Genomic DNA, 16,970 nt, shown 5'->3' with positions numbered 1-16,970 from the left:
GAATGGCCACCGGATTCCGAAAACCGCCGCTGCAATTTTCTCTCAGGCTACGACGCGCGCTTGGCGGGCAGGCGGGCTGGGGCGGACTTGCGTTGCAGGTGCTGTTCGTCGCGATCCTTGCGTGGATCGGCTATGAGATCGTGGCCAACGCCAAAGGAAACCTGGAAGCGCAGAATACCGCGTCCGGGCTCGGTTTCATGTCGAATACCGCGGGGTTCGAGGTCAGCCAGACCCTGATCCCGTATTCCCAGACCGACAGTTACACGCGTGTTTTTCTTGTCGGTCTCGTGAATACGCTGGTGGTGGCCGCGGTCGGCATTTTCTTCGCGACCATGATCGGCTTCATGGTGGCGCTGGGCCGCTTGTCGCCGAACTGGCTGATATCCCGCATTTCCGGCGGCTATGTGGAGCTGGTCCGAAACCTGCCGTTATTGTTTCAGATTCTGTTCTGGTACCTTGCCGTGCTGAGGATGCTGCCGAATCCAAAGCAAAGCGTGTCGGTCCTTGATGGCATCTTTCTGAGCAATCGCGGTCTCGCGATTCCCAAGCCGATCGGGCAGGAGGGATCGATCGCGTTTGCCGTCGCGATAGCGGTTGCGATCATCGGCGGCATGGTGCTGCGGAGCCATTCCCGTCGCAGCTTGTTTCGGACCGGACGAGCGCTGATCGTCTGGCCCTACGCTCTTGGTCTGCTGATCGCTCTCCCGGCCGCATCGATGGCCGTTTTCGGCACACCCTTCACGTTCGAAATGCCGATCCTCAAGGGATTCAACTTCTCCGGCGGCGCGCGTCTGATCCCCGAATTTGTCGCGCTGGCGATCACGCTCTCGACATATACGGCCGCCTTCATCGCGGAAATCGTGCGCGCCGGAATTCTCTCAGTGCACAAGGGACAGATGGAAGCAGGCGCCGCGCTCGGGCTTTCGCGGGGATCGACGCTGCGATTGATCGTGGTCCCGCAAGCCATGAGGGTCATCCTGCCGCCGCTGACCAATCAGTACCTCAACCTCACCAAGAATTCCTCGCTGGCTGTCGCCATCGGGTATCCCGAGCTGTTCTCCGTGTTTGCCGGGACGACGCTCAGCCAGACCGGACAAGCCATCGAGATCCTCTCGATCACGATGGGCGTGTATCTGCTGATCTCGCTGGTGACCAGCGGGATCATGAGCATCTACTCCCGGCGCGTTGCCCGGAGCGTGGGTGCATGACAGCCCGACCCGCAACATCGTTCGTACGCAACGCGCTCGTTCCGGAACGACGAGCCCCAGTCACGACGACAAGCCTGCTCCGTCTCGTGCAGACTCGCCTGTTCAACTCGCCGGGCAACGCGCTGCTGACTTTCGTCGGCGCCGCGCTGATATGGTTCTTCGTTGTTCCTGCCGTTCGCTTTCTCTTCATCGATGCGGCGTGGGAAGGTCAGGACCGAACCTCGTGTCTGGCGGCCGATGCGGGGCAATCGATCGGAGCGTGCTGGCCGTTCGTCAAGGCAAAGATCGCGCAGTTCATTTACGGCTTTTATCCGGAGCCCGAACGGTGGCGGGTCGATCTGACGTTCCTGCTGGCGGCCGTCTTGCTGCTGCCGCTTCTCATTCCCCGGTTGCCTGCCAAGCGTCTCAATGCCGGCCTGTTCTTTGCCGCTTTTCCCGTCACGGCATTTTTTCTGCTGCATGGCGGTGGCATCACCGGATTCGGTGTGAACTGGAGCGCGGGGCTTCTGTCCAGCCTTGCGGACAGCGTCGGCGATGCCGGACGGCAACTCGCGGCGTCAGGGGAGGCGGACGCGTTCGGCGCGATCTTGCGGCCGCTGGGAGGCGGCATTGCATCGATCGGGGACGCGCTGAACGTGCTGGTGTCGCCGTTGATATCGCTCCGGGATCGGCTCCAGGATTCCGGTCAGCCGGTCTGGTACGATTTTGGTTGCACGGCTGCGTTCGTTTCGCTGTTGCTCTTTTTCTTCAGCGGCGGGTTTCGTGCGGGCTGGGGTACGTTGCTCACAAGCCTGACCGCCTTCGCCGGCATGGGCGTGGTTATCGCGATCATGCATCTCGATCGCGGCGGACTTCCGGTTGTCGACACTCGTCTCTGGGGCGGACTTCTGGTCACGCTGGTGGTATCGGTGACCGGCATCGTGTCGTCGATACCGATCGGTATCGCGCTGGCGCTGGGGCGGCGTTCCACCCTTCCGCTGATCCGGATATTCTCGATCGCCTTCATCGAATTCTGGCGCGGCGTTCCCCTGATCACCGTGCTGTTCTTCGCGACCTACATGCTGCCGCTCTTCCTTCCCGGAAACTTTACCGTCGATGGGCTGGTGCGGGTCCTGATCGGTATTGCGCTGTTCGCGGGGGCGTATAATGCCGAGGTCATTCGCGGCGGTCTCGCGGCGGTTCCGGGCGGGCAGGCGGAAGCGGCTCATGCGCTCGGACTGTCCTACTGGAAGACCACCGGGCTGATCGTGATGCCGCAGGCAGTGCGGCATGTCATCCCCGGACTGGTCAACAGCTTTATCGCGCTGTTCAAGGATACCTCGCTGGTCTCCATCGTCGCGTTGTTCGATCTGCTCGGAATCTTGCGGGCTTCGTTCGCGGATCCCACATGGGCGACGCCCACCACGCTGTTCACCGGGTTCGCATTCACCGGCCTCATCTACTTCGCATTCTGCTTCAGCATCTCGCGATACTCTCTATTCGTGGAGCATCGACTGAACGCGCATCGGCGAACCTGAACTCTGGGAACCAATGACAGATAACAACGCCATCGTTTCCATCATCGCTCTCAACAAGTGGTTCGGCAGTTTTCATGTGCTGCGGGACATCGATCTCGACGTCGCCCGCGGCGAACGCATCGTCATTTGCGGTCCGTCGGGCTCGGGAAAGTCGACGCTGATCCGCTGCATCAACGCGCTTGAGGAATTTCAGGAAGGTCGCATCGTCGTCGATGGAATTGAACTCGGCCCCAATTTGCGGCGCGTCGACGACGTACGGCGCGACGTCGGGATGGTCTTTCAGAACTTCAATCTGTTTCCGCACCTCACGGTGCTCGAAAACTGCACGCTCGCTCCCATCTGGGTCCGCAATACGCCGAAGAAGGACGCCGAGGCGGAGGCGATGAAGTTTCTGGAGCGCGTCAAGATACCTGATCAGGCCAACAAATATCCCGGTCAGATGTCAGGAGGTCAGCAGCAGCGTGTGGCGATCGCGCGCGCGCTCACGATGAATCCAAAGGTCATGCTGTTCGACGAGCCGACGTCCGCGCTCGATCCCGAGATGGTCAAGGAGGTTCTCGACACGATGGTGGATCTGGCGGAAGAAGGCATGACCATGCTTGTGGTCACGCACGAAATGGGATTCGCCAGGGAGGTCGCCAACCGCGTCGTGTTCATGGATGAGGGACAGATCATCGAGTCCGGCACCCCGGCCAGTTTCTTCGCCAATCCGCGACACCCGCGCAGCCAGCTCTTCCTCAGCCAGATTTTGCGGTAAGTCTGAGCGATGAAATATCAGCGGCGGTCAACGCCCTGCTGTAAACATGGGGTCCAATATGCGTACCGCTGTTTTCGCTCTCCTTCTCACTATCTCGTCAACCTGGTCGAACCTGGTTCAAGCCGAATCCTCTTCTCTGAGATACCTAACAGGCGAATGGTATCAGATAGATTCAAATGCCGGGAAATGTGCTGATTGCCGCATTCTGATTGAAAGGAACGGAGAGGATTTCACCGTAAAGGCGAACAACGGATGGTCAGCCATTGTTAGACCAAGCTTTGAGGGAAAGCCGTTCGTGGCAGGGAAAGGGAGTTGGCCCCCAAACTTTGGGGACGTCTATGGAGGAAAAGCGTTCTTCCTCAACCTTGGTATAAAAGAAGACGAGCTTCTTATGCTCATGACCGTGCCGGGCCGTGACGGTGAGCTCCGCAACGTCAAAGCGATATTCAGAAGACAGACGGGTTTCGGAAAAGAATAGTCGCCCATCCGGATTGCATTTACCGCACAAACATTCGCTTTCAATCTAACCCGGAGCGAGCGGAATCTTCACCGTGCTCCGTCTCTCCAGCCATTGCGGCACGGGAAGGTTCTTGGAGCGCATGAAGTCCGGGTTGAAAAGTTTCGACTGGTAGCGGTTGCCTGAGTCGCACAGGATGGTCACCACGGTATGGCCGGGGCCCAACTGGCGGGCGAGACGAATCGCGCCGGCGACGTTGACGCCGGTCGAACCGCCAAGGCAAAGCCCCTCGTGTTCGAGCAGGTCGTAGATCACGGGCACAGCCTCCTCGTCGGGGACGAGATAGGCTTCGTCTACCCTGGCGTCGGCAATCACGGGCGTCACGCGTCCGAGCCCGATCCCCTCGGTGATCGAGCCTCCCGCGGTCGGCTTGGCCACGCCGTTCTTGAACAGCTCATACATAGCCGCACCGCGCGGGTCCGCGACGCCGATCACGACATCTTTCTTCTTCTCCCGCAGGAAAGCGCTCACTCCGGCGAGCGTGCCGCCGGTGCCGATCGAACAGATGAAGCCGTCGACCTTTCCGCCCGTCTGCTCCCAGATTTCCGGACCCGTCGAAACGTAATGGGCCTTCGGATTATCGAGGTTATTCCATTGGTCGGCGAACAGCACACCGTTGGGTTCGGATTTGCGCAGTTCGTCAGCGAGACGCCTTGCGATGTGCTGATAGTTGTTCGGGTTGCTGTAGGGGAGCGCCGGAACCTCGACCAGCTCGGCTCCGCATAGCCGAAGCATGTCTTTCTTTTCACGGCTTTGTGTTTCCGGAATGACGATCATCGTGCGATAGCCTCTGGCGCTGGCGACGATGGCAAGACCGATGCCGGTATTGCCGGCCGTGCCTTCGACGACGAGGCCGCCGGGCTTGAGGTCGCCACGCTTTTCGGCTTCCAGGATCATCTGCTTACCGGCGCGATCCTTGACGGACTGGCCCGGATTCATGAACTCGGCCTTGCCGAGAATGGTGCATCCCGTTGCTTCGGAGGCGTGCTTCAACTTGATAAGAGGTGTATTGCCGATCGCTTCTACGACGTCGTTATCGATTCTCATGAGATGCAAAATTCTCATCGGGCTGTTGGAGGATTGCAGATAACCCTAGTTGAGGGGAGAGGCGGGTACAAGGGCGCGCAGAATCACACTCCAGCAAGCGACGCTTGGGGCCGACGAGTTTCTACGAACCGACGGCGAACCCTCGCAGCGCCGCATGAAATCTTCGTAAGATTGGCGGCCACGCCTCGGTCCATGTTTCAGGAAACGCAGTAAAATCAGGTCTTTTCCAATAGAATCAGAACTGCGGTCCAGTGGAGCGTGTCTAATGTTCTTGCCTCCGCAGGACTGTCCGTCGCCTGTTCGGACAGCTAGAATAGGGCGGTTCTTTAGAGAAAGCATTACGTCCGGTGGCTGCGTCGCTTTATTCCAGAAAAGGTTGGTACTGCCGTGCTTCAGGCTCACGCCAATACCTTTCGCCGCCTCTGTCCTCCCTCAGGTGGCCGGTGTGAGTGCTTCCGCCGCCAGGGCTTTGAGCCATCCCCGGAGATGCGCGACGTGGATCTGGCGTTCCGCCATGCTCCTGCCGCTATGGGCGGCGGTCGCGGCGTCGGCCGGCTGCATACTGACACGGGATATTCCGGATCCGGCGCTGGATATTCCAATGGGGTACAAGGACGCGAGCGCGTCCGCCGTGGCGGACGCCCTGCCGGCGCTCGACTGGTGGCGCGGCTTTCGCTCGTCCGAACTCACGTCCCTGATGGAAGAGGCCCAGACCGTCAACCTCGATATCGCGGCTGCGGCCGCGAGGATCATTCAGGCCGACCAGCAGGCCCGGATCATTGGCGCGGCGCTATTGCCGAGCGTCAGCATCGGCGGACAGGAAGCCTATTTCCGCACGTCGGGTTCGAGCCAAAGCGGCCTGACCAATCGTGGCCGGGAAATAGTGAACTACTCGGGCACGTTGAGCGGCGCCAGCTATGAGCTCGATTTCTGGGGCAAGAACCGCGATGCCACGCTGGCCGCGCTGGAGACGGCCAACGCCAGCCGCTTTGACCGCGACGTGGTCGCGCTGACGACGCTGGTCAGCGTCGCGAATGCCTATTTCCAGGTCCTCACGGCGCAGGACCGCATTCGCACCGCCGAACGCAACATCGCCAGCGCCCGGCGTATTCTGGACGCGCTCAAACAGCGGCTGAGCGCCGGCACCGGGTCCGACCTCGACGTTGCGCAGCAAGAGAGCGTGCTGGCAAATCTGCGCGCGGCCGTTCCGCAACTCAGGCAGACGCTGGTACAGAACATCAACGCGCTCGCGACACTGGTGGCCCGCCCGCCGGAAAGCGTGACCGTGAAGGGCGGTTCGCTCAACCACATCACCGCGCCACGGGTGACGCCCGGGCTGCCGTCCGAATTGCTGACCCAGCGCCCGGACATCCGCCGTCAGGAGCTGCAGCTCGCCTCGGCGACCGCGAATGTCGGTAGCGCGCGGGCACAGTTCTTTCCGAGTATTCAGTTGACCGCGCAGGGCGGCTACCAGAGCCCGGCGCTAGTCGCGCTGTTCGCCCCCAATGCCGCATTCTTCAACCTCGCCGGCGCACTGACGCAGCCGATCTTCGATGGCCGCAGGATCCTCAGCAATTTCGAACTCACGAAGGCGAGGCAGGACGAACTGCTTCAGACTTACCGCAAGACGGTGGTCTCGGCGTTCGCCGATGTCGGCAACGCGCTGACTGCCGTGCGTCAGACCACCGAGCGACTGCGCCTCCAGCGCGAGGTCGTAACCGCTTCGCGCAAGGCGTTCCAACTCTCCGAGCAACAGCTACAGGCCGGCACCGCCGACATCATCATCGTGCTGAACACGCAATTGACGCTTTTTCAGGCGGAAGATGTCCTGTCGCAAGCGCAGCTTGCACGGTTACAGGCGATCGTGAGTCTTTATCAGGCCCTGGGCGGCGGCTGGGAGCCGCGGATCGAGAGGGCGGCCAATGCTCTTTAGACCGGACCTGGACGAAACAGTGAAAGCAGCCGGCGACGGGTTGTCCGGCACGAGAGCGGCGAGCGGCCGTCGGCGTCGTCCCGTGTGGATCGCCATCACGCTTCTGATCGTCGGAGGACTTGCCTATCTCGGCTGGACCTCGTTTGCTCAAAAGAAGCGCGATGGAAGCTGGGAACGTCCCGATCGCGCCATTCCGGTACTGGCGGCAACGCCGCGCATCCAGGATGTGCCGGTCTATCTCGACGGCGTCGGAGCCGTCCGCGCGCTGAGCACCGTGACGGTGCGCTCTCAGGTCAACGGCAAGCTGATCGCCGTCAACTTCACCGAAGGTCAGGACGTCAAGAAAGGCGACGTGCTGGGCGAAATCGAGCCCGTGATCTATCAGGCCCAGTACGATCAGGCGGTCGCGAAGAAGGCACAGGACGAAGCGCAGCTCGCCAATATGCGCCTCGATCTGAAACGCTACGAGCAACTGGCCGCCTCCAGCGCCGGTTCGAAGCAGCAGGCGGATACCCAGAGGGCGGTCGTCGCGCAGCAGGAGGCGCTGGTCAAGGCCGATCAGGCCGCCATCGACAACGCACAGGCGATGCTCGGTTTCACCAGGATCGTCGCGCCGATTTCCGGTCGCGTGGGCCTGCGCCAGGTCGATCGCGGCAACATCATCAACGCTGCGGATGCGACCGGACTGGTCATCATTACGCAGCTTCAACCCATCTCCGTCCAGTTCAGCCTTCCGCAGCAGCAGATCACGCGCGTGAATGCAGCGGCAGCCAAGGGCGAGATCGAAGTCGATGTATTCGGAAACGACGGCACGACAGTCGTCGACACGGGCAAGCTGATCGGCATCGATAATCAGGTTGATCCGACGACCGGCACCCTGAGGCTGAGGGCCGCATTTTCGAATGAACGTTTTCAGCTCTGGCCGGGCCAGTTCGTCAATGTGCGCATCAAGGTTGAAACGCTGTCACAGGCGACGGTCATACCGACATCGGCGGTGCAGCGTGGCCCGCTCGGAACCTTCAGCTATGTGATCGGCGACGACGACATCGTGAAAGCCAAACCGGTGACGGTGCGGCAGCAGGACGAGAAGGACGCCGTTATCGCCAAGGGAATTGCTCCCACTGATCGCGTGGTCACAACCGGATTCGCCAATCTCTCCGACGGCGCGAAGGTGACTGTCGGCCAGAGCGATCAGGTGCCGACGGCCGATCTCGCGCCGCCGGCGCGGCAGGACAGGCGCGGCGCTCGCCGAGGCGGTGACGGCAATGGCAGCGAGCGTCGCGGCCGGCGGGGCGAGAGAGGTCAGAATCAATCGGGCAGCGGGCCACAGGAAAACGGTCAGTCCGGCGGGGGTCCGAAGCCTCGGCCATAACTCCAGAGGTGCGGCACTGAATATCTAACCCACGGCAGCGCGCCGCCAGACGAGTTGATCAGACATGGGTGTTTCGGAACCGTTTATCCGTCGTCCGATCGCGACCTCCTTGCTGGGGATCGCACTGATGATCGGGGGCGCGCTCGGCTATTGGGCGCTGCCGGTCTCCGCGCTGCCGCAGGTCGATTTCCCGACAGTGCAGGTGGGGACTCAACTGCCGGGCGCCAGTCCCGATGTCGTGGCGTCATTGCTGACGGCACCGCTGGAACGTCAGCTCGGACAGATCCCGTCGCTGTCGTCGATGACGTCGACAAGTTCGTACGGGCTCAGCCAGATTTCCCTGCAGTTCAACCTGGATCGGGATATCGACGGCGCCACGCAGGACGTGCAGGCGGCCATCAACGCGGCTGCGGGAATCCTGCCGAGAAACCTGCCGTACCCGCCAACCTACGCCAAGGTGAATCCTGCCGATGCGCCGGTGATGACGCTTGCCTTGACCTCCGACACGGTCTCGATGCGCGCCATGAGCGATATCGCGGATACCATTCTCACCCAGCGCCTCAGTCAGATCTCGGGCGTCGGCCGCGTTGCCGTGCTCGGTGGGCTGAAGCCGGCGGTGCGCGTCCAGGCCGATCTCACGCGGCTGGCAGCCTATGGCATTTCAATGGAGGATCTGCGCACCGCGATCGCCAGCGCCAACGTTTCCGGCCCCAAGGGGTCTCTGGACGGCGCGCAGCAAGCCTATACCATCGCGGCCAACGACCAGGTCACGACGGCCGACGCATACCGACCCATCATTATCGCTTACCGTAACGGTTCTCCGGTCACGATCGGCGATGTCGCCCGGATCGTCGACGGACTGGAGAACAATCGCACCGGCGGCTGGTACAATGGAACGCCGGCCGTCATCATCGATATCCAGCGTCAGCCCGGCGCCAATGTGATCGAGGTTGTCCGGCAGATCCGGGAGGAGATCCCGAAACTCCAAAGCGCGATTCCGGCCGGTGTCGACCTGACCGTCGTCAGCGACCGAACCGTGACAATCCGCGCATCCGTCCACGACGTGCAGTTCACGCTCATTCTCAGCATCGTCCTCGTGACGCTTGTCGTGCTGCTTTTCCTGCGCTCGCTCCGGGCGACGTTGATCGCGGGGGTGGCGCTGCCGCTGTCGCTGATCACCAGTTTCGGCATCATGTATTTCGCAGGTTTCAGTCTCGACAACCTATCGCTGATGGCGCTGACGATCGGCACCGGATTCGTGGTCGACGACGCCATCGTGATGATCGAAAACATCGTCCGGCACATCGAGAACGGCGAGAGCGTCATGGAAGCCGCGCTCCGGGGCGCGCGCGAGATCGCCTTCACCGTGATCTCGCTGACGGTTTCGTTGATCGCGGTGTTCATCCCGCTGCTGTTCATGTCCGGGCTGGTCGGAAGAATGTTCCGCGAGTTCGCTCTGACACTGACGATCGCGGTCGTCACGTCAGCGGTGGTGTCGCTCACTTTGACGCCGATGATGTGCTCGCGGCTGCTCAAACGCTCGGAAGGAGGGGTTTCGATCCCCGGAGTGGCGGCGGTCAACCGCAGTATCGACCGGATGGTCGCGTTCTATCATTGGACGCTGTTATGGGTCCTCCGGCATCAGCAGGCGACACTGGGCGTTGTCTTCGCGACGATCGTCGCGACGATGCTGCTTTATGCCGTCGCGCCCAAAGGCTTCCTGCCCCTGCAGGATACGGCGTCGATTATCGCCGTAACCGAGGCGGGGCCCGACGTCTCCTTCGCCGAAATGCAAAGGCGTCAGGCCGAGGTCGCGGCCGTCATCAAGGCGGACCCTGACGTTACGGGCGTCGTATCCGTCATTGGCGCCGCTTCGGTGAATCCGACCACGAATGCCGGCCGCCTGGTGATGACGCTGAATCCGCGCAGCGACCGCCGTGACGACATCGCGGCCGTCATCACGCGCCTGAAGGCGCGCGTCGCTTCGATCCCCGGCATGACGGTTTATTTTCAACCGGTGCAGGATATCCAGATCAGTTCGCGGACCAGCCGCTCGTTGTATCAATACACCCTGACGGGGACGGACGCTGCCCAGGTTTCGGAATGGGTCCGCAAGCTGGTCGAGGAACTGCGCCGCGATCCGCTCTTCCGGGACGTATCGTCGGAGGCGCAGGACGCAGGTCTTCGCGCCGCGCTGAACATCGACCGCGCACGCGCGGGCCAGTTGGGCGTCAGCCTTCAGGCGATCAACGACACGTTGAACGATGCCTTTGCCCAGCGGCAGATATCGACGGTCTATGGACAGTCCAACCAGTATCGCGTCGTGCTGGAGGCCCTGCCGCAGTATCAGCGCGACCCCTCGATCCTCTCCAAGCTCTTTCTGCCGGGCGTGGCGGGGGCCCAGGTGCCGCTATCCGCCGTCGCGACGCTGACCCGAACCACCGCGCCGCTGGCGATCTCTCATCAGGCGCAATTCCCGGCATCCTCGCTCAGTTTCAATCTTGCTCCGGGAGAGGCGCTGGGCGATGCCGTGAAACGGGTCAAGATCATCGAGACCCGCATCGGCATGCCCTCCAATATCGCCGGCATGTTCTCCGGTGATGCGGCCGAATTCTCGAAATCGCTTGCCGGTCAGCCCTGGCTGATCCTGGCCGCGCTGATCACGATCTACATCGTGCTGGGGGTCCTCTACGAAAGCTATATTCATCCGATTACAATCCTCTCGACACTGCCTTCGGCGGGTATCGGCGCCATTCTCGCCTTGATGCTGTTCGGACAGGATCTGTCGGTGATCGGCCTGATCGGCATCATTCTTCTGATGGGCATCGTGAAGAAAAACGCGATCATGATGATCGACTTCGCGCTGGAAGCCGAACGCCGTCAGGGCATGTCCTCGACGGATGCAATCGTGCAGGCGTGCCTGCTCCGGTTCAGGCCCATCATGATGACGACGCTCGCAGCGCTGTTCGGCGCGCTGCCGCTGGCGATTGAAAGCGGCACCGGCTCGGAGTTGCGGTTCCCTCTCGGCATTTCGATCATTGGCGGTTTGCTGCTCAGTCAGCTGCTCACGCTTTACACCACGCCCGTGATCTATCTGGCGCTCGACCGGCTGAACAAGCGGATCGAGCAAGCGGTTCCGACCGGCGGTTCGGGGCCGCCGCCAGGCGCGATCGAGGGCATGAAATAATGGCTTCGATCTCCGAGCCGTTCATCCGGAGACCGGTCGGCACCACGCTGCTCGCCATCGGGCTGTTTCTCATCGGCGTCGTCGCTTATGGCGTGCTTCCCGTCGCTTCGGTTCCCAATGTCGACTTCCCGATGATCAGGGTGTCGGCGAGCCGGCCGGGCGCGTCACCGTCGGTGATGGCCGCCACCGTCGCCGCGCCGCTGGAGCGGCGCCTCGGCGAGATCGCCGGCGTCGAACAGATCACATCCTCGAGCACGCTGGGCGCCACCAGCATCCAACTGCAGTTCGCCATCGGGCGCGACATCGATCACGCAGCGCGCGATGTGCAAGCGGCGATCAACGCGTCGCTCGCCAATCTGCCGACGGATCTGCCGACCTTGCCGAAATTCCGCAAGGCCAATCCCGCTGCGTCGCCGGTCTTTATCCTGGCGCTGACATCAAAAACCATGCCGACCAGCGCCATCTATGACGTCGCTGATACGGTTCTCGTTCAGCGCGTTTCGCAGGTTCCTGGAGTGGGCGAGGTTTCCGTGAGCGGCGCTGACCAGCCGGCTGTGCGGATCGCGCTCAATCCGGTCGCGCTCTCGAACGCAGGCATCTCGACCGACGATGTCCGGACCGCGATCGTGAATGCCAATCCGCTTGGTCCCGTCGGAATCTTCAATGGCGACCGCCAGAGCGAGACGCTATCGACCAACCGGCAGATGCGTAGCGCGGCGGAATTCAGAGACATCGTTATAAAGAGTTCGGGAGGAAATTTCGTTCGGCTCTCGGACGTGGCCGAGGTCAAGGACGCCACGCGAAACAGCCGCTCGATCGCCTGGTTCAACAAGCAGCCCGCGGTGCTGATCCAGGTCACCAAGCAGGGCGATGCCAATGTCATCGACACGGTTGACCGGGTGAGGGCGCTGCTTCCCGAACTCAAGAAATGGATCCCGGCCGGTATCGAGGTCTCCATCATCGTCGATCGCACCGGCACCATCCGCGCAAGCGTCGAGGACATGGAATGGACGCTGCTGGCGACAGCTTTCCTGGTGATGGTCGTTGTCTTTGCGTTCCTTCGGCGATTTACGCCGACGGTCGCGGCAGGCGTATCGGTTCCGCTGGCGCTGGCCGGTACATGCGCCGGGATGTGGCTCGCGGGATTCTCCATCGACAACCTGTCCCTGATGGCGCTGGCCATCTCGGTCGGTTTCGTAGTCGACGACGCCATCGTCATGATCGAGAACATGTACCGCAATCTGGAACAGGGCTTGCCGCCGTACCGGGCGGCGCTGGAAGGAGCGCGGCAAATCGGCTTTACCGTGCTTTCGATCAGCCTGTCGCTGATTGCCGCCTTCACGCCCCTGATCTTCATGGACGGCGTTGTCGGCCGGTTGCTGCGGGAGTTCTCGCTCACACTCACGTTTGCGATCGTTGTGTCGACGGTCGTGTCGTTGACGGTCACGCCGATGATCTGCGCCCACTACATCAAGCGCGCGACATCCGCGGATGCGACCCGGTTCGATCGGCTGGTTGAGGGCCTGCTCTCGCGAATCGTGGCGTTCTATACGCGCACACTGCGCGTCGTGCTCAGGTTTCCCGTCCTGATGTTGCTGGTTTTCTTCGCAACGATCGCCCTGACGGTGACGCTGTATATCAAGACGCCGAAGGGCTATTTCCCGATCGACGATAGCGGCTTCATCATCGGTGCGACGCGCGCGTCACCCGACGTTTCCTTTCAGTCCATGCTCGAGCTTCAACAGCGCGTCATGGATATCGCGATGGCTGATCCCGCCGTGGAGGGAATCGGCTCCTCGATCGGCGGCGGCATGCGCGCAGGCTCAAATCGGGGATTCATGTATATCAGCCTGAAGCCGCCCGCTGAACGGGGGAAGTTGACCACCCAGCAGGCGATCGATCGGCTTCGACGAAATCTTGGTGACGTGCCGGGCATCAGCCTATTCATGTTCGCCGCACAGGACATCCGGAGCGGAGGACGTCAGAGCGATTCAAACTACCAGTACACGCTCACCAGCACCGACCTCGACCTGTTGCAAAAATGGGCGCCGCTTGTCGCCAAGCGCATGCAAGCGATCGAAGGAGTCACCGACGTGTCGAGCGACCGCGAGGCCGGCGGTTTGCAACTGACGCTGTCAATCGACCGGCAGAGGGCGTCCAGCCTCGGGGTCAGGGTTCAGGACATCGACAACGCGCTCAACAACGCGTTTTCGCAGCGGCAGATTTCGATCGTTTACACCCAGCGCAATCAGTATCAGGTCATTCTGGAAATCGATCCGCGGTTTCAGGAAGATCCATCCCACCTCGAACGCATCTTCGTCGCGGGAGCCAACGGCGTGCAGATTCCGTTGTCGGCCGTCGCCCGCTACGAGCGCGATCTGTCGCCGCTCGCCGTTTATCATTCACAATCGTTTCCTTCAGTGACGGTATCCTTCAACACATTGCCGGGCGTGGAACTTCAGGATGCTACCGCCAACATTCAACGCGCCGTCGATGAACTGCACATGCCCGAGGGCATCCGCGGAAGCTTCGAGGGAAGCGCGGCCGACTTCCGCAAGACATCGGGGCGACAGCCGCTGCTGATTCTCGGCGCGCTTGTCGCGGTGTATATTGTGCTCGGGGTTCTCTATGAGAGTCTCGCCCATCCGCTCACGATTATCTCCACACTCCCATCCGCGGGCCTCGGAGCGCTTCTGGCCTTGCAGATCACCGGCACGCCGCTGACGATCATTGCGTTCGTCGGAATCATTCTTCTCATCGGCATCGTCAAGAAGAACGGAATCATGATCGTCGATTTCGCGCTGGAAGCCGAACGCCAACGCGGGTTGTCATCCGCGGACGCCATCTTCGAGGCGTGTCGCGTACGCTTTCGGCCGATCATAATGACGACAATGGCCGCGCTTTTCGCCGCGATACCGCTGGTGCTCGCAACCGGCCCGGGAACGGAACTACGGCGACCGCTCGGCATCACCATCATCGGCGGGCTTCTCGTTTCACAGATCCTGACCCTCTATACGACGCCGGTCATCTATCTCCTGATCGACCGGATTCGGCGGCGAGGCGAGGCCATGCCCGCCGCCGCGCCGGCCGAATAGGCGGAAGCGATCGGTTGCGGGCCGGACCGGTGCGGCGTATAGCGGGCAATGTCCAGCAACTCCGAAAGCTCCGCCGCGGAACGTGAAGCGCTCCCGCAATGCGGGCGCTGTCACAAGGCGGAAGTGCTCTGCGTTTGCGGCAGCATCGAGCAGATCAAAAGCCGCACAGCGCTGCTTCTTCTGCAACATCCTCAGGAGCAGGATAAGGCGCTCGGAACTGCCCGGCTGACCGCGCTGCATGTCGAGGACGCCGTGCTGAAGATCGGTCTGTCCTGGCCCAGCCTGTCGAAAGCATTGGGACGGCCGGTGTATGACCCCTCGCGCTGGGCGGTGCTTTACCTTGGCTCGGTCAGGGCCGATCGCTTCAATACCGACCGCACCATCGTCGCCATCGATCGCAACGGCCAGATGAAGGCCGATCAACGCGCGGCTCTCACGGATATCGAGGGCGTGGTGCTGCTGGATGGCACATGGAGCCAGGCCAAGGCACTGTGGTGGCGCAATCCATGGATGCTGAAATGCCAGCGCGTCGTCCTGGCGCCCGTGCGGGCCTCCCGTTACGGTAAACTGCGCAAGGAGCCGCGACGCGACGGCCTCGCCACGATCGAGGCAGCGGCGATCATGCTCGCCGGACTCGAGGACCGGCCTGACATCGAAACCACATTGCTCGCGAGCTTCGATCGGATGCTGGCAAAATACCAGGAGGCGCAGGCGGGCATGCCCGAACTTGGAACCCGACCAAGACGCCGCCGACGCCGATGACGCTGGTCATGATAGGCCCATGACGCCCGGAGCGGCCGCAAACGTCGTTCGATCATTTTGCGAGCGGCTGAAGGATCGGCCACTTTTGAGCTGTCGGCTGGATCAGTCTGATGTATCAAGTCTGCTCGAACCGAGCAGGCGGGGGGCCAGGTTGAATATTCGCGCACTAACCAAGTCGCTGATCATCGGGATTGCTGTCCTTGCGCCGACCCAGTGTTTGGCCGCGGGTGTGCCGGAACGCTTCATGGGCGTGTGGCAGGCCATCGAAAATGAAGATCAGGCTTGCAAAGCCTCGGACTGGAATTCTGACCGGCACACCGATACGCACATCAAGATCGAGGCAGGGCTCGTTCGCTATCATGAGAGCGAGTGCCGATTCAAATCCGTAACCCGGCCAAAGCCCGAATTTGATAGCGGTGCTGTTCACGTCGCCATGACGTGCGATGGTGAAGGCGAGCGATGGTCGCAAACCCAGCTATGGCAAATCCTCCCATTGGGAAGGAATGACAACCTCGCCATGGTCAACGTCAGCAAGCAGCGCCCCGGCATCAGTCTTTACCGGAAGTGCGGCGTTGAGAATGCCGCCGTCGCGCCCAAGGATACGACACGCGCGGCAACGGACGAGGCTGGCGATATGCGCTCCGCGCTGAGGGGCGGGCGTCATTGCTTTGCGCAGAAAGACGAGGGAGCCGAGTTCAGCCTCAGCGTTGAATCATCCGGGTCGGCGTCGTTCTCCGTCGACGTCGTTAATCCGCGCACGAAACATCTATGCTCCGCGAAAGGCGCGGTAGCCGAAACAGCGCGCGGCTGGCGCTATGTCGACAAAAGCCAGCCGGCAGAAGTTTGTGAGATCGATATCGAGATATCGGATCGTATCCGATTTCGATTTGCCAATGAGGGTTGCGAGCGTCGGTACTGCGGCGCCAGGGCTTCGATCTCATCATTGGAGTTTTCGGCACAAGACAAGAAAGAATCTTGTTCCCGGAAGTGATGTTGCTGTGCATCGCCGGCTTGCTTATCAGCGGACGTCTGCATTCCCCCGGCCAGGTCGAGGTCGGTGGAACGCAACGTGGACGGCAGTTTCAGAAATGCCGCGGATCGCAGTTTCAGAAATCTACGCCGGGAAATAGGAGCAAGGTTGCTTAAGTGACTGTCACTCTATAATAAGTCGGGGACCAAGGGGCCACGTGGCGGAGTGGTTACGCAACGGTCTGCAAAACCGTGTACACCAGTTCAATTCTGGTCGTGGCCTCCATAACACAATTAATGTGTTATAATAACCATCTGATAGAGTTTACATTTTATCGATCGATCGATCAATCGCAATGGTTCAGCAGGCTCCGTTCCATCCCTCGGGAAACGGAAGGAAGGGCCAGGCGACTTCATTGTCGTTCGCGGCCTGCGGCAGTCCGTCGGAACGCATCTTGTCCGCCTGCGGCTGCGCGTTTCGCACGGCTTCTTCGATGCGCGGCGCAAGCACGTCACTCACTGCGCTCAGCAATCGTTCAAACTCAACTTCACTCATGTACGCCTCTCTGGTCTGGCATACAGAGTGCCAGAAACGGCTTGGGCTCC

At 61.3% G+C, this 16,970-nt stretch carries 12 protein-coding genes and 1 tRNA gene; 11 read left to right on the top strand and 2 right to left on the bottom strand.

Features of this window, described 5'->3' with window-relative positions; translation table 11 throughout:
- Positions 1 to 2 precede the first annotated feature (2 nt).
- The 4 genes from NWI01_RS10735 to NWI01_RS10720 are packed head-to-tail and all read left to right on the top strand — an operon-like array spanning position 3 to position 3,960.
- The gene (locus NWI01_RS10735) at positions 3 to 1,208 is read left to right on the top strand and encodes an amino acid ABC transporter permease (protein ID WP_141383838.1); all 1,206 of its coding nucleotides are present in this window, start codon (positions 3 to 5) and stop codon (positions 1,206 to 1,208) included.
- Entirely contained in the window at positions 1,205 to 2,725 is a 1,521-nt protein-coding gene (locus NWI01_RS10730; protein ID WP_141383837.1) for an amino acid ABC transporter permease, read from the top strand. The genes NWI01_RS10735 and NWI01_RS10730 overlap by 4 nt, the downstream gene beginning before the upstream one ends.
- Positions 2,726 to 2,738: 13 nt before the next feature.
- On the top strand, positions 2,739 to 3,482 hold the full coding sequence (locus NWI01_RS10725) for an amino acid ABC transporter ATP-binding protein (protein ID WP_141383836.1): 744 nt from the start codon (positions 2,739 to 2,741) through the stop codon (positions 3,480 to 3,482).
- 58 nt (positions 3,483 to 3,540) lie between these two features.
- Positions 3,541 to 3,960, top strand: coding sequence for a hypothetical protein (locus NWI01_RS10720; protein WP_141383835.1), 420 nt, complete (start codon positions 3,541 to 3,543; stop codon positions 3,958 to 3,960).
- Positions 3,961 to 4,005: 45 nt separating this feature from the next.
- Here the strand turns inward: NWI01_RS10720 and NWI01_RS10715 are convergent, their stop codons facing one another.
- Complete coding sequence (locus tag NWI01_RS10715) at positions 4,006 to 5,046, bottom strand: cysteine synthase A (RefSeq protein WP_141383834.1); 1,041 nt, start codon at positions 5,044 to 5,046, stop codon at positions 4,006 to 4,008.
- Positions 5,047 to 5,560: 514 nt separating this feature from the next.
- Here NWI01_RS10715 and NWI01_RS10710 point away from each other — a divergent pair.
- The 7 genes from NWI01_RS10710 (at position 5,561) to NWI01_RS10680 (ending at position 16,650) form a co-directional block, all read left to right on the top strand.
- Complete coding sequence (locus NWI01_RS10710; RefSeq protein ID WP_244613720.1) at positions 5,561 to 6,979, top strand: efflux transporter outer membrane subunit; 1,419 nt, start codon at positions 5,561 to 5,563, stop codon at positions 6,977 to 6,979.
- Complete coding sequence (locus NWI01_RS10705) at positions 6,969 to 8,351, top strand: efflux RND transporter periplasmic adaptor subunit (protein WP_141383832.1); 1,383 nt, start codon at positions 6,969 to 6,971, stop codon at positions 8,349 to 8,351. Before NWI01_RS10710 ends, NWI01_RS10705 begins: the two co-directional genes overlap by 11 nt.
- A gap of 64 nt (positions 8,352 to 8,415) precedes the next feature.
- Positions 8,416 to 11,538 (top strand): efflux RND transporter permease subunit, encoded by a 3,123-nt coding sequence (locus NWI01_RS10700; RefSeq protein WP_141383831.1) that lies wholly within the window; start codon positions 8,416 to 8,418, stop codon positions 11,536 to 11,538.
- Positions 11,538 to 14,633 (top strand): efflux RND transporter permease subunit, encoded by a 3,096-nt coding sequence (locus tag NWI01_RS10695; RefSeq protein WP_141383830.1) that lies wholly within the window; start codon positions 11,538 to 11,540, stop codon positions 14,631 to 14,633. The genes NWI01_RS10700 and NWI01_RS10695 overlap by 1 nt, the downstream gene beginning before the upstream one ends.
- Before the next feature lie 48 nt (positions 14,634 to 14,681).
- Positions 14,682 to 15,395: a tRNA-uridine aminocarboxypropyltransferase gene (locus NWI01_RS10690; RefSeq protein ID WP_141383829.1), complete on the top strand. Its 714-nt coding sequence runs from the start codon at positions 14,682 to 14,684 to the stop codon at positions 15,393 to 15,395.
- Positions 15,396 to 15,546: 151 nt separating this feature from the next.
- Entirely contained in the window at positions 15,547 to 16,386 is an 840-nt protein-coding gene (locus NWI01_RS10685) for a hypothetical protein (RefSeq protein ID WP_141383828.1), read from the top strand.
- Positions 16,387 to 16,576: 190 nt separating this feature from the next.
- Positions 16,577 to 16,650 (top strand) — tRNA-Cys (locus NWI01_RS10680).
- Positions 16,651 to 16,725: 75 nt separating this feature from the next.
- Here NWI01_RS10680 and NWI01_RS10675 read toward each other — a convergent pair.
- The gene (locus NWI01_RS10675; protein WP_141383827.1) at positions 16,726 to 16,920 is read right to left on the bottom strand and encodes a hypothetical protein; all 195 of its coding nucleotides are present in this window, start codon (positions 16,918 to 16,920) and stop codon (positions 16,726 to 16,728) included.
- Positions 16,921 to 16,970: the final 50 nt, after the last annotated feature.

It is taken from the genome of Nitrobacter winogradskyi (assembly GCF_006539545.1).
In the GTDB taxonomy this organism is placed as follows: domain Bacteria; phylum Pseudomonadota; class Alphaproteobacteria; order Rhizobiales; family Xanthobacteraceae; genus Nitrobacter; species Nitrobacter winogradskyi_A.
This window is presented reverse-complemented; position numbering and strand designations above follow the sequence as displayed.

Bases quoted from the DNA above. Each gene is read 5' to 3' on its own strand.
- NWI01_RS10735 (WP_141383838.1), top strand. From the start codon at position 3: ATGGCCACCGGATTCCGAAAACCGCCGCTGCAATTTTCTCTCAGGCTA.
- NWI01_RS10730 (WP_141383837.1), top strand. From the start codon at position 1,205: ATGACAGCCCGACCCGCAACATCGTTCGTACGCAACGCGCTCGTTCCG.
- NWI01_RS10725 (WP_141383836.1), top strand. From the start codon at position 2,739: ATGACAGATAACAACGCCATCGTTTCCATCATCGCTCTCAACAAGTGG.
- NWI01_RS10720 (WP_141383835.1), top strand. From the start codon at position 3,541: ATGCGTACCGCTGTTTTCGCTCTCCTTCTCACTATCTCGTCAACCTGG.
- NWI01_RS10715 (WP_141383834.1), bottom strand. From the start codon at position 5,046: ATGAGAATCGATAACGACGTCGTAGAAGCGATCGGCAATACACCTCTT.
- NWI01_RS10710 (WP_244613720.1), top strand. From the start codon at position 5,561: ATGCTCCTGCCGCTATGGGCGGCGGTCGCGGCGTCGGCCGGCTGCATA.
- NWI01_RS10705 (WP_141383832.1), top strand. From the start codon at position 6,969: ATGCTCTTTAGACCGGACCTGGACGAAACAGTGAAAGCAGCCGGCGAC.
- NWI01_RS10700 (WP_141383831.1), top strand. From the start codon at position 8,416: ATGGGTGTTTCGGAACCGTTTATCCGTCGTCCGATCGCGACCTCCTTG.
- NWI01_RS10695 (WP_141383830.1), top strand. From the start codon at position 11,538: ATGGCTTCGATCTCCGAGCCGTTCATCCGGAGACCGGTCGGCACCACG.
- NWI01_RS10690 (WP_141383829.1), top strand. From the start codon at position 14,682: ATGTCCAGCAACTCCGAAAGCTCCGCCGCGGAACGTGAAGCGCTCCCG.
- NWI01_RS10675 (WP_141383827.1), bottom strand. From the start codon at position 16,920: ATGAGTGAAGTTGAGTTTGAACGATTGCTGAGCGCAGTGAGTGACGTG.